The sequence below is a fragment of the Bacillus sp. AFS023182 genome, from assembly GCF_002560575.1.
GTDB classification, from domain to species: Bacteria; Bacillota; Bacilli; order Bacillales; family Bacillaceae_G; genus Bacillus_A; species Bacillus_A arachidis.
Map to the genome: position 1 here is coordinate 452618 of NZ_NTRO01000004.1, position 23410 is coordinate 476027.

25 protein-coding genes are annotated in these 23410 nt (G+C 37.5%); 24 read left to right on the plus strand and 1 reads right to left on the minus strand.

Annotated elements, in window-relative coordinates; all coding sequences use genetic code 11:
* Window positions 1-69 precede the first annotated feature (69 nt).
* Together CN288_RS04180 and spoVM are read left to right on the plus strand one after the other, a co-directional pair.
* Window positions 70-711, plus strand: a complete 642-nt coding sequence (locus tag CN288_RS04180; RefSeq protein ID WP_090687121.1) for a thiamine diphosphokinase — start codon at window positions 70-72, stop codon at window positions 709-711.
* Window positions 712-777: 66 nt separating this feature from the next.
* Entirely contained in the window at window positions 778-858 is an 81-nt protein-coding gene (gene spoVM, locus CN288_RS04185) for a stage V sporulation protein SpoVM (RefSeq protein ID WP_001213600.1), read from the plus strand.
* 71 nt (window positions 859-929) lie between these two features.
* On the opposite strand, the gene rpmB is transcribed toward spoVM, so the two are convergent.
* Window positions 930-1118 (minus strand): 50S ribosomal protein L28, encoded by a 189-nt coding sequence (gene rpmB, locus CN288_RS04190; protein WP_000124776.1) that lies wholly within the window; start codon window positions 1116-1118, stop codon window positions 930-932.
* A gap of 355 nt (window positions 1119-1473) precedes the next feature.
* Here rpmB and CN288_RS04195 point away from each other — a divergent pair, with 355 nt between their 5' ends.
* From CN288_RS04195 to sucC, 22 genes are all read left to right on the plus strand, one after another.
* Complete coding sequence (locus tag CN288_RS04195) at window positions 1474-1836, plus strand: Asp23/Gls24 family envelope stress response protein (protein ID WP_000021109.1); 363 nt, start codon at window positions 1474-1476, stop codon at window positions 1834-1836.
* A 22-nt stretch (window positions 1837-1858) separates the two neighbouring features.
* Window positions 1859-3535, plus strand: a complete 1677-nt coding sequence (locus CN288_RS04200; RefSeq protein ID WP_026590295.1) for a DAK2 domain-containing protein — start codon at window positions 1859-1861, stop codon at window positions 3533-3535.
* Between the two features lie 583 nt (window positions 3536-4118).
* On the plus strand, window positions 4119-6167 hold the full coding sequence (gene recG, locus CN288_RS04205; protein WP_026590296.1) for an ATP-dependent DNA helicase RecG: 2049 nt from the start codon (window positions 4119-4121) through the stop codon (window positions 6165-6167).
* A 90-nt stretch (window positions 6168-6257) separates the two neighbouring features.
* On the plus strand, window positions 6258-6851 hold the full coding sequence (fapR, locus tag CN288_RS04210; protein ID WP_026590297.1) for a transcription factor FapR: 594 nt from the start codon (window positions 6258-6260) through the stop codon (window positions 6849-6851).
* Window positions 6848-7840, plus strand: coding sequence for a phosphate acyltransferase PlsX (gene plsX / locus CN288_RS04215; RefSeq protein WP_026590298.1), 993 nt, complete (start codon window positions 6848-6850; stop codon window positions 7838-7840). Before fapR ends, plsX begins: the two co-directional genes overlap by 4 nt.
* Window positions 7841-7854: 14 nt before the next feature.
* Window positions 7855-8805 carry an ACP S-malonyltransferase gene (gene fabD / locus CN288_RS04220; RefSeq protein WP_026590299.1) on the plus strand — a complete coding sequence of 317 codons (951 nt, stop codon included), beginning with the start codon at window positions 7855-7857 and terminating at the stop codon, window positions 8803-8805.
* A complete protein-coding gene (fabG, locus tag CN288_RS04225) occupies window positions 8799-9539 on the plus strand; it encodes a 3-oxoacyl-[acyl-carrier-protein] reductase (RefSeq protein WP_026590300.1) in 741 nt (246 codons plus the stop codon). Before fabD ends, fabG begins: the two co-directional genes overlap by 7 nt.
* Window positions 9540-9610: 71 nt before the next feature.
* Window positions 9611-9844 carry an acyl carrier protein gene (gene acpP, locus CN288_RS04230; protein ID WP_000786062.1) on the plus strand — a complete coding sequence of 78 codons (234 nt, stop codon included), beginning with the start codon at window positions 9611-9613 and terminating at the stop codon, window positions 9842-9844.
* A gap of 59 nt (window positions 9845-9903) precedes the next feature.
* Window positions 9904-10641: a ribonuclease III gene (rncS, locus tag CN288_RS04235; RefSeq protein WP_026590301.1), complete on the plus strand. Its 738-nt coding sequence runs from the start codon at window positions 9904-9906 to the stop codon at window positions 10639-10641.
* A 147-nt stretch (window positions 10642-10788) separates the two neighbouring features.
* Window positions 10789-14361, plus strand: coding sequence for a chromosome segregation protein SMC (gene smc, locus CN288_RS04240; RefSeq protein WP_026590302.1), 3573 nt, complete (start codon window positions 10789-10791; stop codon window positions 14359-14361).
* Between the two features lie 14 nt (window positions 14362-14375).
* Window positions 14376-15365: a signal recognition particle-docking protein FtsY gene (gene ftsY / locus CN288_RS04245; RefSeq protein WP_090687111.1), complete on the plus strand. Its 990-nt coding sequence runs from the start codon at window positions 14376-14378 to the stop codon at window positions 15363-15365.
* 133 nt (window positions 15366-15498) lie between these two features.
* Window positions 15499-15831 (plus strand): putative DNA-binding protein, encoded by a 333-nt coding sequence (locus tag CN288_RS04250; RefSeq protein WP_026590304.1) that lies wholly within the window; start codon window positions 15499-15501, stop codon window positions 15829-15831.
* Window positions 15832-15843: 12 nt separating this feature from the next.
* Window positions 15844-17193, plus strand: coding sequence for a signal recognition particle protein (gene ffh / locus CN288_RS04255; protein ID WP_026590305.1), 1350 nt, complete (start codon window positions 15844-15846; stop codon window positions 17191-17193).
* Between the two features lie 101 nt (window positions 17194-17294).
* The gene (gene rpsP / locus CN288_RS04260) at window positions 17295-17567 is read left to right on the plus strand and encodes a 30S ribosomal protein S16 (protein WP_026590306.1); all 273 of its coding nucleotides are present in this window, start codon (window positions 17295-17297) and stop codon (window positions 17565-17567) included.
* Between the two features lie 14 nt (window positions 17568-17581).
* Complete coding sequence (locus CN288_RS04265; RefSeq protein ID WP_026590307.1) at window positions 17582-17809, plus strand: KH domain-containing protein; 228 nt, start codon at window positions 17582-17584, stop codon at window positions 17807-17809.
* Between the two features lie 120 nt (window positions 17810-17929).
* The gene (gene rimM, locus CN288_RS04270; RefSeq protein WP_026590308.1) at window positions 17930-18445 is read left to right on the plus strand and encodes a ribosome maturation factor RimM; all 516 of its coding nucleotides are present in this window, start codon (window positions 17930-17932) and stop codon (window positions 18443-18445) included.
* On the plus strand, window positions 18445-19179 hold the full coding sequence (trmD, locus tag CN288_RS04275) for a tRNA (guanosine(37)-N1)-methyltransferase TrmD (protein ID WP_026590309.1): 735 nt from the start codon (window positions 18445-18447) through the stop codon (window positions 19177-19179). Before rimM ends, trmD begins: the two co-directional genes overlap by 1 nt.
* A gap of 147 nt (window positions 19180-19326) precedes the next feature.
* Window positions 19327-19671, plus strand: coding sequence for a 50S ribosomal protein L19 (gene rplS, locus CN288_RS04280; RefSeq protein WP_017151244.1), 345 nt, complete (start codon window positions 19327-19329; stop codon window positions 19669-19671).
* Window positions 19672-19772: 101 nt separating this feature from the next.
* Entirely contained in the window at window positions 19773-20324 is a 552-nt protein-coding gene (gene lepB, locus CN288_RS04285) for a signal peptidase I (RefSeq protein ID WP_026590310.1), read from the plus strand.
* Between the two features lie 22 nt (window positions 20325-20346).
* Window positions 20347-21210, plus strand: a complete 864-nt coding sequence (ylqF, locus tag CN288_RS04290) for a ribosome biogenesis GTPase YlqF (RefSeq protein WP_026590311.1) — start codon at window positions 20347-20349, stop codon at window positions 21208-21210.
* Between the two features lie 55 nt (window positions 21211-21265).
* The gene (locus CN288_RS04295) at window positions 21266-22039 is read left to right on the plus strand and encodes a ribonuclease HII (RefSeq protein WP_026590312.1); all 774 of its coding nucleotides are present in this window, start codon (window positions 21266-21268) and stop codon (window positions 22037-22039) included.
* 194 nt (window positions 22040-22233) lie between these two features.
* Complete coding sequence (sucC, locus tag CN288_RS04300) at window positions 22234-23394, plus strand: ADP-forming succinate--CoA ligase subunit beta (RefSeq protein WP_026590313.1); 1161 nt, start codon at window positions 22234-22236, stop codon at window positions 23392-23394.
* Window positions 23395-23410 lie beyond the last annotated feature (16 nt).

A 23410-nucleotide genomic window follows, 5' to 3' on the forward strand; every position in this document is an offset into this window, starting at 1 on the left:
CGGGATAATGTGAAAAAAGGTAATCTACCGAATGGCAGATTGCCTTTTTCTATAGAAGGGAAAGAAAAGATGATTATTCATATTTTAGCTGGAGGACCTAAGGAGTATTGTGCCGATTTCTCTCTTTATGAAAACGAGGAAGTAGTATGGGCTGCGGTTGATCGTGGTGTATATTATTTGTTGCAAAGAGGAATCGCACCTACTGTTGCATTTGGTGACTATGACTCGGTTACAGGTGAAGAATTAGCGTGGATGCAAAAACAGACAGATGAGTTACATATTGTTCCGCGGGAAAAAGATCAAACGGATTTAGAAATTGCAATTCATTGGGCATTGGAGCAAAAGCCGAAATTGATTCGTATTTTTGGTGCTACAGGTGGAAGGCTTGACCATGGATTAGCGAATATTCAAATGCTTTTAAAAGGATTAGAAGCGCATACTGAAATGTATATCGTTGACAATAAAAATGAAATCTCTGTAAAAAAAGTAGGCACATATACAATTGAAGAAAATGAACAATTTCCATACGTATCCTTTGTACCTGTTACGGAAATTGTAAATGGTATTACACTTCGCGGTTTTAAATATCCTCTCACTGATAAAACGATAGAATGGGGATCCACGCTTTGTATTAGTAATGAACTCATTGTGGAAAAAGGTACTTTTTCATTTACTTCTGGCATATTAATGGTGATAAGAAGCACTGATTAAAGAAACACTTTTGCTGCTTGCATCATATAGTAAACAAGTGGAGTAATGGGGGTTAGGAGGGAAACCATGAGATTTTATACAATTAAGTTACCTAAATTTCTTGGTGGAATTGTTCGCGCGGTGTTAAATACCTTTAAAAAGGACTAAAAAAGCACCATTAATGGTGCTTTTTTCATGAGGATAATAAAAAAAGAGCCTATCGGCTCTTTTTTTTATTATTAAACACGTTCGATTTTGCCAGATTTTAATGCTCTAGCAGAAACGTAAACACGTTGAACTTTACCGTCGATGCGTACGCGAACTTTTTGAAGGTTAGCGCCCCATTTACGTTTTGTAGCGTTCATTGCGTGAGAACGAGAGTTACCAGAACGAGCTTTTCTTCCAGTAATAGCACAAACACGAGCCATCTATATTTCCCTCCCTTAACTACCTTACCATACGTAATTTTTTCAATGTTAGTCTTTTATGCGATGCTAAAAACACTACTATAATTTAACACAACTAAAAAGAGAATGCAACAGTGTATAAAAAAGAAATCAAGAAAAATTACTTGACACCAAATGTTAATAAAGAAAAGTAAAAATCAAGAAAAATTACTTGACATATTATAGTAGTACATGTTGTATAATAACAATGGACTATTTTGCTCGTCATAAATATGAGAGCGAAAAGAAAGAACGATGGAATTTTCTTTAAAAAGATTATATGATAGTAATTAAAGTAGTCTAGCTCACTTTCACCATTAATGAAGGGGGAAACGAGATGTCAATTGAAATTAAAACGAAGTACGGTCAAATTGATATTAGTACAGATGTAATTGCAACAATTGCTGGAGGTGCCGCGGTAGATTGCTACGGTATCGTTGGTATGGCTTCAAAGAATCAATTAAAAGATGGATTAACAGACATTTTACGAAAAGAAAACTTCACTAGAGGCGTTATTGTTCGTAAAGACGAAGATGAAGTACATATTGATATGTATATTATTGTGAGCTATGGTACAAAAATTTCAGAGGTAGCACATAACGTCCAAACGAAAGTGAAATATACATTAGATCAAACGGTAGGACTAGCAGTAGATTCTGTAAACATCTACGTACAAGGAGTTAAAGTAATAAACTTGTAATGTGCATTAAGGAGGAAAATCTGTGTCAATTCAAAAAATTGATGGAAAACGTTTATCACAAATGATTATTCAAGGAGCGAATAATTTAACGAACAATGTTCAGCTTGTTGATGCATTGAACGTTTTCCCAGTTCCAGATGGCGATACCGGTACAAATATGAATTTATCAATGACTTCAGGCGCACGTGAAGTAAAATCAAACCCTTCGCAGCATGCTGGTAAAGTCGGTGTAAGCTTAGCAAAGGGATTATTGATGGGCGCGCGCGGTAACTCAGGAGTTATTTTATCTCAATTATTCCGAGGTTTCTCTAAGTCTATTGAGCTAAAAGAAGAGTTAACAACAGTTGATTTTGCAGCAGCTTTAGAAGCTGGTGTAGAAACAGCGTATAAAGCGGTTATGAAACCGATTGAAGGAACGATTTTAACAGTTGCAAGAGAAACGGCTAAATATGCAGTCACAGTTGCGAAAAAACAACGCGACTTTGTTTTGTTTATGGAAGACGTTGTAAAAGAAGCGAATGCATCGTTAAATCGTACGCCAGATTTATTACCTGTATTAAAACAAGTTGGCGTTGTAGATAGCGGTGGTAAAGGTCTTGTTGTTGTATACGAAGGCTTTTTAGCTGACTTAAAAGGAGAGACAATCTCTTCAGATGAAATTGCGCAACCATCTATGAATGAAATGGTACGTGCAGAACATCACCGTAGTGTACAAAGCCAATTGAGTACAGAAGATATTAAATACGGATATTGTACGGAGTTTATGGTGAAATTAGAGCCTGAAAAAGTAAAGGAACATAATTTCTCTGAACAAAAATTCCGTGAAGATATTAGTGTATATGGAGATTCACTACTTGTTGTATCGGACGATGAAATTGTAAAAGTTCATATTCATGCAGAACATCCTGGGGATGCAATGAACTACGGTCAACGTTACGGTAGTTTGATTAAAATTAAAGTAGAAAATATGCGTGAACAGCATACTGCTCTATTAGATGGACCAACACCAATGCATGAAGAAGTGAAAGAACAGAAAGAAAAACAGCCGTATGGTATCGTAACTGTAGCGATGGGATCCGGTATTAAAAACTTATTTGAGAGCATTGGTGCAACTGAGGTTATCGAAGGTGGTCAAACGATGAATCCGAGTACGGAGGACATCGTGAAAGCAATTGAAGACACAAATGCTGAAAAAATCATTATTTTACCGAATAACGGGAATATTGTGATGGCAGCAGAACAAGCTGCTTCTGTTGTTGATCAAGAAGTTATTGTTATTCGCTCAAAGACTGTTCCTCAAGGAATGGCTGCGATGTTGGCATTTAACCCAGCTGGAACATTAGAAGAAAATGAAGAGAATATGAAAGAAGCGCTAACGCATGTGAAAACAGGTCAAATTACGTATGCAGTTCGTGATACGGAAATTGACGGTGTAGAGATTCAAAAAAATGATTTCATGTGTATTGCAGATGGGAAAATCGTATCTACAAATGCTACAAAGGTAGATGCAGGGAAGCAGCTGCTAGAAAGCATGATTGATGAAGATTCTGAGATCGTAACAATTTTGCAAGGTGAAGATGCAACAGATGAAGAGGTTGCAGAATTAGTTGCGTTTGTAGAAGAGAAGTTTGAAGAGGTAGAGGTAGAGGTACACCAAGGAAATCAACCTGTATATTCTTTCATTTTCTCTGTAGAATAAGATAAATTCCTTTTGATAATAAGGGGAAAATTGTTTATTTGCTAATGAGCAAGAATGAATGACGTAAATTGTCTGCAGTTCTTATTCAAAAGGCTAGTATATGGATGAGAAAAGGGCCTTACTGCTATAGTGAGGCTCTTTTCTTTCATATATCTTTTTTCGAATTATACATGATAAAAAATTCACATAGTTTGCTTGTTTAAATAAGTAGACATTTATATAAATACAAATTGAAAAATAGATAGAAAACTTTTTTTTAGACGGTAGAGATGGTCCGATCATGGATAGAGGTGGTTGCCTATTTTAACCCCATGTCATGTGAAAGCAGAGTGAATGTCTCCTTTTGTTTTTGTAGCTGCGACGTATATGTTAGAAAATCAAAATCGTTTTATATAGGTGATCATGTATAAGGCTAGTGTCCTTTAGAATGCCTATGATAGAATAGAAAAGGCAGAAGTGGGCGATTACAAGCTAGGACGACATTAGATGTATGAGTTATATGGAATTGTATATCTATCTAAATTGGTATATAGAATATACTTGAATAAAACTAAGAAAAATGATGTGACGGAGCGTGAAAATCTTGAATGAAGTTGTGCAAATTCCTATTACGGATGTAAAGGGAATCGGGGAAGAGACATCTGAATTATTACATGAGATGGGAATTTATACAGTTTCCCACTTATTAGAGCATTTTCCGTACCGTTATGAAGACTACGCGATGAAAGATCTGGCAGAAGTGAAGCATGAAGAGCGTGTAACAGTGGAAGGGAAGGTACATAGTGCTCCTTTATTACAATACTATGGAAAGAAAAAATCACGTCTTACTGTTCGTGTGCTTGTTGGACGCTATTTAATTACAGCTGTATGTTTTAATAGACCGTACTATAAGCAAAAATTGAAGCTTGATGAAACGGTGACGATTACTGGGAAATGGGATCAGCATCGTCAGACGATTTCTGTTTCTGAGCTTCACTTTGGTCCAGTTGTACGTCAGCAAGAAGTAGAACCTGTGTATTCCGTCAAAGGAAAATTAACAGTAAAGCAAATGCGACGTTTTATTGCACAAGCTATAAAAGAATATGGTAACTCTATAGTTGAAGTGTTACCAGATGGTTTATTAAGCCGTTATAAGTTGCTACCTCGATATGAAGCACTTCGGGCATTGCATTTTCCAGTTGGACAAGAAGATTTAAAGCAAGCGCGTCGACGATTTGTATATGAAGAATTTTTCTTATTCCAGCTCAAAATGCAAACTCTTCGTAAGATAGAAAGAGAAAATTCAAAAGGGACAAAAAAAGATATTTCTATGAAAGAATTAGAAGAGTTCACTGATGCGCTTCCATTCCCGCTCACTGGTGCGCAGCGCCGCGTTGTTTCTGAGGTTATGAAAGATATGCAGTCTCCTTATCGGATGAATCGGTTATTACAAGGAGATGTTGGATCGGGAAAAACGGTCGTAGCTGCGATTGCTCTTTATGCAGCAAAACTTGCCTATTATCAGGGAGCGTTAATGGTTCCTACTGAAATATTGGCAGAACAACACTATCAGTCACTAGCAGAGACATTTTCTCATTTTAATATGAACGTAGAATTATTAACAAGCTCGGTTAAAGGAGCACGTCGTCGTGAAATTTTAGCAAAACTTGAACAGGGCGAGATAGATGTTCTTGTTGGGACGCATGCTTTAATTCAGGATGAGGTCATTTTTCATAGACTTGGACTTGTTATCACTGATGAACAACATCGCTTTGGTGTAGCGCAGCGTCGCGTTTTGCGAGAGAAAGGTGAGAGCCCAGATGTGTTGTTTATGACAGCAACACCTATTCCTCGTACATTGGCAATTACAGCCTTTGGAGAGATGGATGTTTCTATTATTGATGAAATGCCAGCTGGACGTAAAGTGATTGAAACGTATTGGGCAAAACATGACATGTTAGAACGGGTTCTTGGCTTTGTGGAGAAGGAAGTGAAGAAGGGGAGACAAGCTTATGTAATTTGTCCACTTATTGAAGAATCTGAAAAGCTTGATGTGCAGAATGCAATTGATTTACATAGCATGCTAATGCATCATTATCAAGGGAAATTTCAAGTAGGATTAATGCACGGACGCTTATCTTCTCAAGAAAAAGAAGAGGTGATGGAGCAATTTAGTGAAAATACAGTGCAAATTCTTGTTTCAACAACTGTAGTTGAGGTTGGTGTTAACGTGCCGAATGCAACAGTTATGGTAATTTATGATGCGGAACGTTTTGGTTTATCGCAATTGCATCAGCTTCGAGGTCGTGTTGGGCGTGGGAGTGAGCAATCTTACTGTTTGTTAATTGCGGATCCGAAATCGGAAACTGGGAAAGAGCGTATGCGCATTATGACGGAAACAAATGATGGATTTGTATTATCGGAAAAAGATTTAGAGTTACGTGGTCCTGGGGATTTCTTTGGAAGTAAGCAAAGTGGTCTACCAGAGTTTAAGGTAGCTGATATGGTACATGATTATCGAGCATTGGAAACGGCGAGACAAGATGCATCCATACTGGTTGATTCAGAAGCATTTTGGCATAATGAACAGTATGCGCCGCTGCGTGTATATCTTGAAGGAACAGGTGTGTTTCAAGGGGAAAAGCTCGATTGAAAGTGAAATGTGCAAATTTTTTTGTTGCATTCTACTTTTAATGATTATATACTACTGTTAGTACCTAGTCATAAAAATGGATGGTGCGGTATGAAAAAAAGAAGAAGTAAGAAAGAAAGACAAGCATTATTACAACAAACAATAGAAACAAATCCTTTCATCACGGATGAAGAATTAGCAGAGCAATTTCAAGTAAGTATACAAACGGTTCGTCTTGATCGAATGGAATTATCTATTCCAGAGCTAAGAGAGCGAATTAAATATGTAGCAACACGGCAACATGAAGAAGATGTGAAATCTTTACCGTTAGAAGAAGTGGTAGGGGAAATAATTGATATAGAATTAGATAGACATGCAATTTCTATCTTTGAAGTAAAGATGGAGCATGTATTTAAAAGAAATCAAATTGCACGTGGGCATCATTTGTTTGCTCAAGCAAACTCACTAGCTGTTGCAGTTATTGATGAAGAACTAGCTTTAACTGCAAAGTCTACCATTCGATACATTCGTCCTGTAAAATTAGGAGAACGCGTTGTTGCAAAAGCACGCGTTGAGGATGTGGAGAATGATAAAGGACGGACGGTTGTCAAAGTGCGTAGCTTTGTTGGAGAAGAACTTGTTATTACAGGCACTTTTGAAATGTATCGATCTAGTAACTATAGTGAGGAAGGTAACAATTTATGAAAATCGTAATAGATGCAATGGGTGGCGATCACGCTCCAAAAGCAGTTGTATTAGGAGCAATGAAAGCTATTAAGGAATATTCAGATTTACATATAACATTAGTAGGAAAAGAAGAGGGAATTCGTCAATATTTAACAAATGAAGAACGTATTACAATCCTTCATACAGACGAAATGATTGAAGCAACAGACGAGCCGGTAAGAGCTGTTCGCCGTAAAAAGCAAGCTTCAATGGTGCTCGCAGCACAGCAAGTAAAAGATGGTATAGCAGATGCTTGTATATCAGCGGGTAGTACAGGAGCTTTGATGGCGGCTGGATTATTTGTTGTAGGTCGAATGGAAGGGATTGAACGACCAGCTTTATCCCCTACAATGCCAACTGTGGATGGCGAAGGTTTTGTGATGCTAGATGTTGGAGCAAATGTTGATGCAAAACCGATCCATTTATATCAATACGCGGTTATGGGGTCTGTTTACGCTGAGAAGGTAAGAGGGATTCAAAATCCACGCGTCGGACTTTTAAATGTTGGTACGGAAGATGGGAAAGGAAATGATCTTTCAAAACAAGTATTTTCCATGCTAAAAGATGCACCAATTAATTTTGTAGGAAACGTTGAATCAAGGGATTTATTACAAGGTGTAGCCGATGTAGTTGTATGTGATGGTTTTACTGGTAATGTTGCATTAAAATCATTAGAAGGAACTGCACTTGCATTATTTTCTATGTTAAAAGAACAATTAATGAGTTCGTTCACAAGTAAATTAGCGGCAGCGGTATTAAAACCGAAGCTGATGGTATTAAAAGATAAAATGGATTATTCGGAGTATGGCGGAGCGGCTTTATTTGGATTAAAAGCGCCTGTCATTAAGGCTCATGGATCTTCTAATGATCAATCGATTTTTAGTGCGATTCGTCAAACGAGAGAAATGGTAGCGAAAGAAGTAATTCCTACAATTTCAAGTGTAATGGAGAAAGAGCCGCTTCAATAAGAGGAGGATTTGAAATGGGAAAACTGGCATTTCTTTTTCCGGGCCAAGGTTCACAGGCAGTTGGAATGGGACAGCAATTAGCAGGGAATAATAAAGAGGTTGCAAGAATATTTCAAAAAGCAGATGAAGTTTTACAAGAGTCTCTTTCATCGTTGATTTTTGAAGGACCTCAGGAAAAGTTAACATTAACGACAAATGCGCAGCCAGCACTATTGACGACAAGTATTGCAATCTTAACAGCTTTGAAACAATATGATATTACGCCCGATTATGTTGCAGGACATAGTTTAGGTGAGTATAGCGCACTTGTGGCAGCGGGAGCATTAACATTTGAAGATGCTGTTTACGCTGTGAGAAAACGTGGCGAATATATGGAAGAAGCTGTGCCGAGTGGAGAAGGTGCAATGGCTGCTATTTTAGGAGCAGACCCAGATGTTCTGAAACAAGTTACAGAAGAAGTGACGAGTGAAGGTCATGCTGTGCAAATTGCTAATATGAATAGCACGAAGCAAATTGTTATTTCTGGAACGAAACGAGGAGTAGAACTCGCTTCTCAAAAAGTGAAGGAAAATGGTGCGAAACGAGCAATCCCACTTCGTGTGAGTGGTCCATTCCACTCTTCATTAATGAAGCCGGCAGCTGAGAAGTTTCAAAGTGTTCTAAACGAAATTACAATTCAAGATGCGAACATTCCAGTTGTTGCGAACGTTACGGCAAATTGCGTAAGTCGTAGTGAAGATATTCAAGAAAAGCTAATTGAACAGCTCTATTCACCTGTGTTATGGTACCCATCTATTGAACAAATGGTAGAACAAGGGGTAGATACATTTATTGAAATCGGTCCTGGGAAAGTTCTTGCTGGTCTTATGAAATCAATTGCTCCATCTGCGAAGGTATATGCGATATATGATGAAGAGACATTGAAAGATACCATTTCAAGTTTGAGAGGAGAAAGCGGATGTTAAAAGGGAAAGTAGCGTTAGTAACAGGTGCATCACGCGGGATTGGTCGTGCAATTGCAATTGATTTAGCAAAGCAAGGAGCATCGGTTGTAGTAAACTATGCTGGTAATGAGCAGAAAGCAAACGAAGTAGTTGATGAAATAAAAAAACTTGGTTCAGAAGCAATCGCAGTAAGAGCGGATGTTGCTAATACTGAAGAAGTTACAAGCCTGGTAAAGCAAACTGTAGATACATTTGGACAAGTTGATATTCTTGTGAATAATGCCGGAGTAACAAGAGACAATTTATTAATGCGTATGAAAGAAGAAGAATGGGATACAGTTATTGATACAAACTTAAAAGGTGTATTCTTATGTACAAAAGCAGTATCTCGTTATATGATGCGTCAGCGCCATGGTCGCATTATCAATATCGCTTCTGTTGTCGGTGTTACAGGAAATCCTGGTCAAGCGAATTACGTTGCAGCAAAAGCGGGAGTAATTGGATTGACTAAGACTTCTGCGAAAGAATTAGCTAGTCGCAATATAACAGTTAATGCAATTGCTCCAGGGTTTATCGCTACTGATATGACAGATATATTAGGCGAAAACGTAAAAGAGGAAATGCTAAAATTAATACCTGCTGCTAAGTTTGGAGAAGCGCAAGATATTGCGAATGCTGTTACATTTTTTGCTGCTGATCACAGCAAATATATTACAGGACAAACACTACATGTTGATGGCGGTATGGTAATGTAATAAAAGAAAAGATTTCACCTAGTTTTTTTGTGAAATATTTAATATAATATTTGAGGGGAGGTGAATGAATTATGGCAGATGTTTTAGAGCGTGTAACGAAAATCATCGTGGATCGTTTAGGAGTAGAAGAAACAGAAGTAGTACCAGCTGCAAGCTTTAAAGAAGATTTAGGTGCAGACTCCCTAGATGTAGTTGAACTTGTAATGCAATTAGAAGATGAGTTTGAAATGGAAATTTCTGATGAAGATGCAGAGAAAATTGCTACTGTTGGCGATGCTGTGACTTACATAGAGAGTCATCTATAATGTTTGAGCGAAGTCCCGTTTTATAGCGGGGCTTTCTCGGCTTATATCTGGAGGGACCTATGCCGTACCGAAAATATAGAGAAAAGAAATACGAAACAAAATATCGTGAAGCTTTTAAAACGTTCCAACAAAAAATAGGTATTACGTTTACAGACGAAAAATTATTGATTCAAGCATTTACGCATTCATCGTATGTGAATGAGCATCGAAAAAAGCCACATGAAGACAATGAACGTCTTGAATTTCTCGGAGATGCTGTATTAGAACTAACTGTATCACAGTATTTGTTTCAAAAATATCCGACAATGAGCGAAGGAGAATTAACAAAGTTGCGTGCAGCTGTTGTGTGTGAACCATCTCTTGTCCGTTTTGCGAATGAAATGTCATTTGGTAATCTCGTTCTATTAGGAAAAGGTGAAGAAATGACAGGCGGACGTGAACGACCAGCTTTATTAGCGGATGTCTTTGAAGCGTTTATTGGTGCCCTTTACCTTGATCAAGGATTGGATACAGTTTGGGAATTCTTAAAAGAAATTGTATATCCGAAAATTAATGAAGGTGCTTTTTCTCATGTGATGGATTATAAGAGTCAATTACAAGAATTAATTCAACGTGATGGTAGCGGTAATATTGAGTACCAAATTTTGCAAGAAAAAGGACCTGCTCACAATCGAGAATTTGTGTCACGTGTGACATTAAATGGCGTAGCTCTTGGTCTTGGTAGCGGCAAGTCGAAAAAAGAAGCAGAACAACAAGCTGCTGCAGAGGCGTTGAAAACGTTAAAAGAACAATCATAAGGAATCCCCCTTTAAATGAGGGGGATTCCTTGTGCATAGAATAAAACTTTATATTTATTTCGATATAAAAAATAAATATGAATCCGTACAGTAGCTTGGTTTTACAGACATAAACCATGGAAACGGAGAATAGGGGGAAGGCCTTTCGTGTTTTTAAAGAGATTAGAAATAGTAGGATTTAAATCCTTTGCGGAGCGTGTATCTGTTGATTTCGTCCCAGGTGTAACCTCTGTAGTTGGTCCCAATGGAAGCGGAAAGAGTAATATTACAGATGCAATTCGCTGGGTGCTTGGTGAACAATCTGCAAAATCATTACGCGGTGCAAAAATGGAGGATATTATTTTTGCGGGAAGCGATACACGAAAAGCAGTTAATGTTGCAGAGGTAACATTAACATTAAATAATGAAGATCAGCGTTTACCAATTGAGTATAATGAGGTGAGTGTTACACGTCGTGTTACTCGCTCGGGAGATAGTGATTTTTTTATTAACAAGCAATCTTGTCGACTAAAAGATATTGTTGATTTATTTATGGATTCTGGTATGGGACGAGAAGCTTTCTCGATTATTAGCCAAGGGAAAGTAGAAGAAATTTTGAGCAGTAAATCTGAAGAACGTCGTGGTGTGTTTGAAGAAGCGGCAGGCGTATTAAAATATAAGCTTCGTAAAAAGAAAGCTGAAGGGAAATTAGGAGAAACACAAGAAAATTTAAATCGTGTGCAAGATATTATTCACGAATTAAGTAGTCAAGTAGAACCGCTTGAACGACAAGCTTCTATTGCGAAAGATTATCTTGAGAAAAAAGAAGAATTAGAAAAAGTTGAAGCCGCTCTTATTGTATATGAGATTGAAGAATTACATGAAAAATGGGAAGCGCTTAGAAAGCAGTTTGGACATAATAAAGATGAAGAAGTAAAAATGTCAACGCATTTACAAAAAAGTGAAACAGAGCTCGAGGAATTGCGCGGACAATTGCAAGCGATTGATGAATCTGTAGATTCCTTGCAAGAAGTTCTCCTTCTTTCTAGTAAAGAGTTAGAAAAATTAGAAGGTCAACGTGAATTATTAAAGGAACGAAAGCAAAATGCAACAACGCATTGCGCGCAGCTTGAGCAATTAATTATTGAGTTGACAGAGAAAGCTAAGATTTACGATGGAGAAATAGAAACAAGTACAGAAGAACTTATGAAATTTGCGAATCAGGTAAAAGAGTTAGAACAGAAGCTACATGAAAATGAGAAACTTCTTTCTACATATGTGGAAGACCTGGAAGAGCAAATTGAACATTTAAAAGGTGATTATATTGAATTGTTAAATCAACAAGCAAGTAACCGTAATGAACTATCTATGCTTGAGGAACAATTCAAACAACAAAATTCTAAAAATCAACGCCTTGATGAAGAAAATGAAAAGTATGTACAAATGCGCCTGCAAATTACAGCTAAAAAGGCAAAACTTGTAGAGGGTTATGAACAAGTAAAAGAGAAAGTTACAAGTGTTATTACAAATATACAAAAAACAGAATCGGCACTTGGAAAATGTAAGGCGCAATATAGTGAAAATGAAACAAAATTGTATCAAGCATATCAATTTGTTCAACAAGCTCGTTCTCGAAAAGAAATGCTAGAAGAGATGCAAGAAGATTACTCTGGATTCTATCAGGGAGTGCGTGAAGTATTAAAAGCTCGTGAAAACAAGCTTCAAGGTATTGAAGGTGCGGTAGCTGAACTACTTACGGTACCGAAAGAATATGAAGTTGCTATGGAGATTGCACTGGGCGCAGCGATGCAACACGTTGTTGTTCAAACGGAAGAGCATGCCCGCAAGGCAATTGCCTTTTTGAAGCAAAATCGCCATGGGCGTGCAACGTTTTTACCGCAGGCAGTTGTTAAAGGAAGATCGTTATCAATTGAACAACTACGCATGGTAAAGCAACATCAAGCGTTTGTAGGTGTGGCAGCGGAACTCGTGCATTACGATAATAGATATGAAAACATAATTTCAAATTTATTAGGAACAGTCATTGTTGCTAAAGATTTAAGAGGTGCGAATGAACTAGCAAAGCAATTGCAATATCGTTACCGTATTGTAACGGTTGAAGGTGATGTTGTGAATCCAGGCGGTTCTATGACTGGTGGAGCTGTGAAGCAAGCTAAATCATCCTTATTAGGACGCCAGCGAGAATTAGAAGAGTGGAGCAAGAAACTTGCTGAAATGGAAGAAAAAACTTCTAAGTTAGAAAACTTCGTTAAAGCGTTAAAACAAGAAATTCAAGAAAAAGAAGTTAAGATAAAAGAATTACGTCACGATGCGGAACAAGAGCGTGTCGTTGAACAAAAATTAAAAGAAGAAATTAATCAACTAGAGCTAGAAGAGCATCGCATTAATGACCGTTTATCCATCTATGATTTAGAAATAGAAGGATTTTTACAAGATCAAGTGAAAATGCAAGGGCGAAAACAAGAGTTGGATGGAATTTTAGCAGAGCTTCAAAAAGATATCACAGAGCTTGATGAAAGAATTATTGCTTTAACCAAGCAAAAAAGTGAGCAGCATTCTTCAAGAGAAAAAGTTCAGACAGAGATGACGGAGCTAAAAGTACAAGCGGCAGAACAGCAGCAACGTTTGTCTAATCAAAAAGAGAAAGTAGCTCGTTTAACGAAAGAACAAGAAGAAACAGAGCGAACATTGGTAAAAACAAAAGAAGATTTAGCGTTCTTAAAGCAAGAAATGACATCCAATTCAAGCGGTGAAGAGCAAATTACGAATATGATTGAAAAGAAAGCACACGATCGAAATCAAACATCGGAATTAATTAGTTCTCGTCGTGAGCAACGTCTGACTCTTCAAGAACGGGTAGAACATATAGAGCGTGAAGTAAAAGAGACGAAAGGACGACATAAATATGTTCTTGAGGTCTTAAAAGATCAAGAAGTGAAAATCAATCGTCTCGATGTTGAATTAGAAAATAGATTGCAACATTTACGCGAAACGTATACGATTTCATTTGAAGCAGCAAAACTGAAATATACAATGACGATGCCTGCAGAGGATGCGCGTAAAAAGGTGAAATTAATTAAAGTATCTATTGAGGAACTCGGAACCGTAAACTTAGGGGCGATTGAGGAGTACGAACGTGTAGCGGAACGACATGAGTTCTTGTTAGAACAGCGAGACGATTTAGAGGAAGCAAAAGCGACATTGCACCAAGTTATTATGGAAATGGATGAGGAAATGAAAAAACGTTTCTCTACTACATTCCAAGCAATTCGTATGGAATTTCAATCCGTTTTCTGTGAGTTGTTCGGCGGGGGAAGAGCAGACTTAGTGATGACAAATCCGGAAGATTTATTAAATACGGGCATTGATATTGTTGCGCAGCCACCAGGTAAGAAACTACAAAATCTAGGTTTGCTTTCAGGTGGAGAACGTGCTTTAACCGCAATTGCACTGCTATTTGGTATTTTAAAAGTGCGACCTGTTCCGTTCTGTGTACTAGATGAGGTTGAAGCGGCGCTTGATGAAGCAAATGTAGCTCGTTTTGCGCAGTATTTGAAAAAGTTTAGTGATGAAACGCAGTTTATTGTTATTACACATCGAAAAGGTACGATGGAAGAATCGGATGTACTGTACGGGGTGACAATGCAAGAATCAGGTGTTTCTAAGCTTGTTTCCGTTCGTTTAGGTGACGGGGAAGAAGAACTTGTTACAAGTGAATAGGAAGGATGAGAAGAATGAGTTTCTTTAAAAAATTAAAAGAAAAGATTTCAAAGCAAACAGATACTGTAACTGAAAAATTTAAGCAAGGATTAGAAAAAACAAGAAATTCATTTGCGGATAAAGTAAATGATCTAGTATATCGTTATCGTAAAGTTGATGAGGATTTCTTTGAAGAATTAGAAGAGATTTTAATTGGTGCAGATGTTGGTATTACAACTGTAATGGAGCTTATCGATCAGCTGAAGGAAGAAGTACAACGTCGTAATATTCAAGATCCAAAAGAAGTACAAGCTGTTATTTCTGAAAAATTAGTAGGGATTTACAAAGGTGATAAGGACTTCAGTAATGAACTGAATATGCAACAAGATCAATTAACGGTTATTTTATTTGTTGGTGTTAATGGTGTTGGGAAAACGACAACAATTGGTAAAATGGCTCATAAGTTTAAATCAGAAGGCAAGTCTGTCCTATTAGCAGCAGGAGATACGTTCCGTGCAGGAGCGATTGAACAGCTAGAAGTATGGGGAGAGCGTGTTGGTGTGGAAGTAATTAAACAAGGATCTGGTTCTGATCCAGCAGCTGTTATGTATGATGCAGTTCAAGCTGCAAAAGCGCGTAAAGCAGATGTCTTGCTATGTGATACAGCAGGACGCCTGCAAAATAAAGTGAACTTAATGAAAGAGTTAGAAAAAGTAAAACGTGTCATTGAGCGTGAAATTCCAGGTGCTCCTCATGAAGTGTTGCTTGTCATTGATGCAACGACTGGACAAAATGGTTTAAGTCAAGCAAAAACATTCCGTGAAGCAACAAATGTTACAGGTATTGTTTTAACAAAATTAGACGGAACGGCTAAAGGTGGTATTGTATTAGCAATTCGTAATGAGATGGACGTACCAGTGAAATTTGTTGGGCTTGGAGAACAAATGGACGACTTACAACAATTTGATCCAGAACAATATGTGTATGGTTTATTTGCAAATTTAGTAGAAAAAGAAGAAATATAAAGTGGAAGAAGCGGTGTTATCGCTTCTTTTTTATAAAAAATATAGGATGTTAAGAAAAAAACTTGACACTCTTTTAGACTCCATGTAAACTAATCCATGTAAAGGGAAATCACTTAACAAAGGATGATCCAACATGCTCGAAAAAACAACGAGAATGAATTATTTGTTTGATTTTTACCAATCGTTGTTAACGCAAAAACAAAGAAGTTATATGTCGCTTTATTATTTAGATGATTTATCTCTTGGTGAAATTGCGGAAGAATTTGATGTGAGTCGCCAAGCAGTGTATGATAACATTAAACGGACTGAAGCGATGCTTGAAGAATATGAAGAAAAATTAGTATTACTTCAAAAGTTTCAAGAGCGAAAGCGACTTGTTGCAAAGCTAAAACAGCTAATCGGCGAAGAAGAGCATGTGAATGAAGAAATGAAACAAGTTGTTGAAGCTATCGAAAAATTAGATTAGGAGGGCGGCAATATGGCATTTGAGGGATTAGCCGACCGACTTCAACAGACGATGCAAAAAATCCGCGGCAAAGGAAAAGTTTCCGAAGCCGATGTAAAAGAAATGATGAGAGAAGTTCGTCTAGCTCTTTTAGAAGCGGATGTTAACTTTAAAGTAGTAAAAGATTTTGTAAAGCGTGTGTCTGAGCGTGCTGTCGGACAAGATGTGATGAAGAGTTTGACACCTGGACAACAAGTAATTAAAGTTGTACAGGAAGAACTGACAGAACTTATGGGTGGAGAGCAAAGTAAAATTGCTGTCGCTAATAAGCCTCCAACTGTTATTATGATGGTTGGACTTCAAGGAGCAGGTAAAACAACAACGACAGGTAAACTTGCGAATTTGCTTCGTAAAAAGCATAATCGTAAACCAATGCTTGTTGCAGCTGATATTTACCGTCCAGCAGCGATTAAACAGCTTGAAACACTAGGAAAGCAATTGGATATGCCTGTATTCTCATTAGGAGATCAAGTAAGTCCTGTTGAAATTGCAAAACAAGCGATTGCAAAAGCAAAAGAAGATCATCATGATTATGTTTTAATCGATACAGCAGGTCGTCTGCATATTGATGAAGAACTAATGGATGAATTAGCGAAAGTAAAAGAAGTTGCTAAGCCGGATGAAATTTTCCTGGTTGTCGATGCGATGACAGGACAAGATGCGGTCAATGTTGCACAAAGCTTCCATGAACAGTTAGGTTTAACAGGTGTTGTATTAACAAAATTAGATGGTGATACGCGCGGTGGTGCAGCATTATCTATTAAAGCAGTAACAAACACACCAATTAAATTTGCTGGTATGGGCGAAAAGTTAGATGCACTTGAAGCATTCCATCCTGAACGTATGGCATCTCGTATTTTAGGGATGGGTGACGTTCTAACATTAATTGAAAAGGCGCAAGCCACAGTTGATGAAGAAAAAGCAAAAGAACTTGAGCAAAAAATGCGTACGCTTTCGTTTACACTTGATGATTTCCTTGAGCAACTTGGACAAGTGCGTCAACTTGGACCGCTTGATGAATTGCTAGGGATGCTTCCAGGTGCAAATAAAATCAAAGGGCTGAAAAATGCACAAGTTGATGAAAAGCAAATTGGGCATATTGAAGCTATTATCCGTTCTATGACAAAAGTAGAACGCGAACAACCGGAAATAATCAATGCTAGTCGTAAAAAACGCATTGCCAAAGGTAGCGGTACAACCGTACAAGAAATCAATCGTCTATTGAAACAGTTTGAAGATATGAAAAAAATGATGAAGACGATGACAGGCATGCAAAAAGGTAAGAAAAAAGGACTAGGTGGATTGAAGTTTCCATTTATGTAAGGAAAAAAAGATGGCTCTGTTAAGAAAAAATACTTTACAAAGCAATAGTCTTTTTGCTAATATAATTATCTGTGTGAAATAAATTCGGAGGTGCTTTATAAATGGCAGTTAAAATTCGTTTAAAACGTATGGGAGCTAAAAAGACTCCTTTCTATCGTGTAGTTGTTGCAGATTCTCGTTCTCCTCGTGACGGACGTTTCATCGAGGAAATCGGTACTTACAATCCAGTTGCTCAACCAGCTGAAGTGAAAATCAACGAAGAAGCAGCATTAAAATGGTTAGGAAACGGTGCGAAACCATCTGATACAGTTCGTAATCTTTTCTCTAGCCAAGGCATTATGGAGAAATTCCACTTATCTAAACAAGGTAAGTAATTGAGGTAATGGCTATGAAAGGGTTAATCGTAACGATCGTCAAGCCTCTTGTAGATCATCCTGAAGATGTAAAGGTTACACAGGAACTTTGCAACGGAGAGATAAAATATCGATTAACCGTACATCCTAAGGATGTTGGAAAAGTCATTGGAAAGCAAGGGCGAGTTGCGAAAGCAATTCGAATGCTCTTGTATTCAGTGGGACATCATAATCATGAAAAAGTTACACTGGAAATTCAATAAATATGAAAAGGGCGAGGATCTATTCCTCTCCCTTTTTTAACATTTTAAGAGAAGTTGCATGTTCTACATATGGAATGGAGATGCTTAAATTATATAGAAAACAGGGGTGACATGCTGTTTATGACAAAATGGTTTAACGTAGGAAAAATTGTAAATACTCATGGTGTTAGAGGAGAAATTCGTGTCATTTCTCGTACTGATTTTCCAGAAGAACGATATCAGGTAGGGAATACACTATACATATGGAGCGATAAAGGAGCGGAACCGCTTCCGGTAAAAATCACTTCTCATCGTCAACATAAAACATTTGATTTATTGACATTTGAAGGATATAACAACGTGGATGAAGTAGAGAAATTTAAAGGGTCTCTATTAAAAGTACCAGAAGATCAATTAGGTGAACTTGCTGAAGGTGAGTATTATTACCATGAAATTATTGGTTGTAAAGTTGTAACAGAGGATGGAGAGGCGTTAGGGACGATAAAAGAAATTCTATCTCCTGGTGCAAATGATGTATGGGTAATTAAACGTCCAAAAGGACAAGATCTTTTAATTCCATATATTGATGATGTTGTACTGCAAGTTAACATCGAAAATAAACTAGTAACCATTCATGTGATGGAAGGATTGCTATAATGAAAATTGATATTTTAACATTATTTCCAGATATGTTCACTGGTGTATTTGGATCTTCAATTTTAAAAAAAGCGCAAGAAAAAGAAGCAGTTAAGCTGAGGGTTGTAAATTTCCGTGACTATACAACAAGTAAGCATAACAGTGTGGATGATTATCCGTACGGCGGAGGTGCAGGTATGGTTTTAACTCCGCAACCCATTTTTGATGCTGTAGAAGAATTAACGAAAGAAACAGAATGTAAACCAAGAGTTGTATTAATGTGCCCGCAAGGAGAACGATTTACCCAGAAAAAGGCAGAAGAGCTTGCTGGGGAAGAACATGTTATTTTTGTGTGTGGTCATTATGAAGGATATGATGAACGGATTCGCGAACATCTTGTAACAGATGAGATTTCTATTGGTGATTATGTGTTAACGGGTGGAGAATTAGCATCTATGGTTATTACGGATAGTGTTGTGCGTCTTTTGCCAGGAGTGCTTGGAAATCAAAACTCACAAGTGGAAGATTCTTTTAGTACGGGCTTATTGGAACATCCACATTATACACGTCCAGGCGATTTTCGTGGTATGAAGGTACCGGATGTACTCATGTCAGGAAATCATAAGAATATTGAAGAATGGCGTCATAAGGAATCATTGCGCCGCACATATACGCGTAGACCGGATTTACTTGAAGAACGTGAGTTGTCAAAGCAAGAAGAAAAATGGCTTGAGCAGATTAAAGAAGAACAATAACAGCTGCATATATTTTCTATTGCAACAGGCCTAGCAATGTGCTATTATAACATTTGTGCTACTGAAAGCAGTAGCCGTATTAACGATGTTCCGCTGTAATTTATTAATGACTTTATAAGAGCATCTGTTTAAAGGAGAGAATTGAATATGCAACAATTAATCGCAGAAATTACAAAAGGCCAATTAAAAACTGACCTACCTTCATTCCGTCCTGGTGACACTTTACGTGTACACGTAAAAGTAGTTGAGGGTACTCGTGAGAGAATTCAGCTTTTTGAAGGTGTTGTAATTAAACGTCGTGGTGGCGGAATTAGTGAAACGTTCACAGTTCGTAAGATTTCTTACGGTGTAGGTGTTGAACGTACATTCCCAATTCACACACCAAGAATCGCGAAAATCGAAGTACTTCGCCGTGGTAAAGTACGTCGTGCTAAGTTATACTACTTACGTAACCTTCGCGGTAAAGCAGCACGTATTAAAGAAATTCGATAAGACATGTATGGGAGCTTGTAAATGCACAAGCTCCCTTTTTCCAATCTATATGAAATTTTGATATAATACGGACAGCTTACAAAATTGTGGAGGGGAAATGCATGAAGAAAGAGAAGAGTTCCCTTTGGGAATGGATAAAAGCAATTTTGATTGCTGTTGTGTTGGCTGGTGTCATTAGGCAGTTTTTCTTTGCGCCGATTCTTGTAGATGGCGTATCAATGTCACCGACGCTACATGACCGTGATCGAATGATTGTTAATAAAATCGGCTATCACATTGGAGAACCGAAGCATTTTGATATCATTGTATTCCGAGCGACAGAGGAAAAAGATTATATTAAACGTGTTATCGGCTTACCAGGCGATGAGATTGAGTATCGTAATGATAAACTCTATATTAACGGAAAACCTTATGAGGAACCGTATTTAGACAAGCAGAAAAAACAACTTACTGATGGACCACTTACATATGATTTCAAACTTGAAGAAATCACAGGTAAAAAAACAGTTCCAAAAGGTCAATTATTTGTACTAGGTGACAATCGTCGTTTTAGTAAAGATAGTCGTACCATTGGAACGATTTCGATGGACCAAGTAATTGGGAAAGCGAATACGTTATATTGGCCATTAAAAGATGCACGTATTGTGAAATAAATGAGAAAAAGAAGGTGGCAACATGGCAATCCAATGGTTTCCAGGGCATATGGCAAAAGCGAGGCGCCAAGTAACAGAGAAGTTAAAGTTAATCGATGTTGTAATTGAACTTGTAGATGCTCGTTTACCTTTATCTTCCCGAAATCCGATGATTGATGAAATTATTACACATAAACCAAGATTGGTTGTTTTAAATAAAGCTGATATGGCAGATGATCGTTTAACTAAGCAATGGATTGTTTACTTTGAAGAGAGAGGTCATAAAGCAATTTCAATTAATGCACAAGCTGGACAAGGTATGAAAGAAATTACGGCAGCATGTAAAGTACTTGTAAAAGAAAAGTTTGATAAAATGATTGCGAAAGGGATTAAACCAAGAGCAATTCGCGCATTAATCGTTGGGATTCCGAACGTTGGAAAATCTACGTTAATTAATAAATTAGCCAAGAAAAACATCGCGAAAACAGGCGATCGCCCAGGTGTTACAACAGCTCAACAATGGATTAAAGTGGGTAAAGAGATGGAACTGTTAGACACGCCAGGTATTTTATGGCCAAAATTTGAAGATGAGTTAGTAGGACTTCGCCTTGCAACGACTGGTGCAATTAAAGACTCTATTTTAAACTTGCAGGATGTAGCGGTTTATGCACTTCGCTTTATGGAAAAATATTACCCAGAACGTTTGCAAGAGCGTTATAAATTAAATGTAATTCCAGAAGATATTGTAGAATTATTTGATGCAATCGGAAAGAACAGAGGCTGTTTAATGGGCGGTGGCCTTGTTGATTATGATAAAACATCAGAACTTGTTCTGCGAGAACTTCGGGGTGGTAAACTCGGAAAAATGACATTTGAAACACCAGATGAATTTGTAGAAGAGGTATAAGACGTGCGTTTGTGCGTCTTTTCTTTTTGGTTATGTTTAAAAGGAGTGTACACTAATGCAAAAAATTACGATACAAGAAGTGGAAAGTATACTACAAGAGATTACGAATGAAGAAGATGAACGTTTTCAAATGTTGACGCAAGATGAACGAAAAGGTGTTCAAAAATTAATTGTGAAATGGCATAAACAAAAAGAACTGGTACAAAAAGAAAGAGAGCAATTTTTAGAGATGTCTAAATATGAACAAGCATTGCGTGAACGGGGGCTCTCCTATATTGCGGGGATTGATGAAGTAGGGAGGGGACCACTAGCTGGGCCTGTTGTTACGGCTGCTGTCGTTCTTCCGGAGGATTTCTATGTGCCAGGGTTAAATGACTCTAAAAAGCTAAGTGAAGCGAAACGTGAGCGTTTCTATAATGAAATTAGAGAAAAGGCAATAGCGATTGGTGTTGGAATTGTATCACCTCAGGTTATTGATGAGATAAATATTTATCAAGCAACAAAACGAGCAATGTTAGATGCGATTGCGAATTTATCATGTACACCAGATCATTTATTAATTGATGCAATGAAACTTCCTACTCAAATTCCACAAACGTCTATTATTAAAGGAGATGCCAAAAGTATTTCTATCTCGGCTGCTTCCATAATTGCGAAAGTCACACGTGATCGTATGATGAAGGAGCTAGGTAAGGAACATCCTGAATATGGTTTTGAACAGCATATGGGGTATGGAACGAAACAACACTTACAAGCGATTGAAACATATGGTGTATTAGAAGAACACCGAAAAACATTTGCCCCGATTAAAGATATGATTGAAAAATAAACTGTGAATTCACAGTTTATTTTTTTATTTTCGCATATTAACATTACTATTTTCAAAAAAGAATAAAGCGATTTCAGTTTTCTGACACTTTATTGTAGACAGCGTGGCAATCATTTTATACAATGGCAATGTAGTGTTTTTTAAACATTAAAAAACTTTTTGAGTAAAACAGGAAAACAGGGGAGGATGGGACCATGAATATCCATGAGTACCAAGGTAAGGCAGTCCTTAGAAGCTATGGGGTTAGCGTTCCGAACGGAAAAGTTGCCTTTACAGTAGAAGAAGCTGTAGAAGCAGCGAAAGAATTGGGAACAGATGTATGTGTAGTGAAAGCGCAAATTCACGCTGGTGGACGCGGCAAAGCTGGCGGTGTAAAAGTTGCGAAAAATTTAGATGAAGTTCGTACATATGCGGAAAGTATTTTAGGTACTACGCTTGTTACACATCAAACAGGTCCTGAAGGTAAGGAAGTAAAACGCTTACTTATCGAAGAAGGTTGCGATATTAAAAAAGAATATTATGTTGGTCTAGTTTTAGACCGTGCGACTTCTCAAGTTGTTCTAATGGCTTCTGAAGAAGGCGGCACAGAAATTGAAGAAGTAGCAGAGAAAACACCAGAAAAAATCTTTAAAGAGTATATCGATCCAGCAGTAGGTCTGCAAGGCTTCCAAGCACGCCGCATTGCATTTAACATCAATATTCCAAATGAGCTTGTAGGACAAGCTGTGAAGTTTATGATGGGCTTATATCGTGCTTATATCGAAAAAGATTGTTCTATTGCAGAAATCAATCCACTTGTTACAACAGGTGACGGGAAAGTAATGGCATTAGATGCAAAATTAAACTTTGATTCTAATGCATTATATCGTCATAAAGATATTTTAGAACTTCGTGATCTTGAAGAAGAAGATCCAAAAGAAATCGAAGCTTCTAAATATGACTTAAACTATATTCCTTTAGATGGAAATATTGGTTGTATGGTAAATGGTGCAGGGTTAGCAATGGCAACAATGGATATCATTAAACATTATCATGGTGATCCAGCTAACTTCTTAGATGTTGGTGGCGGTGCTACAGCTGAAAAAGTAACAGAAGCTTTCAAAATTATTCTTTCTGACAAAAATGTAAAAGGTATTTTCGTTAACATTTTTGGTGGCATTATGAAATGTGACGTAATCGCAGAAGGTGTTATTGAAGCAACGAAACAAGTAGGTCTTGAATTACCACTTGTTGTTCGTCTTGAAGGTACAAATGTTGAATTAGGGAAGAAGATTTTAAATGAATCTGGTTTAAATATTGTTGCAGCAGAATCTATGGCAGACGGTGCACAAAAAATTGTTTCACTAGTGGGCTAATAGAAAGCGGGGGAGA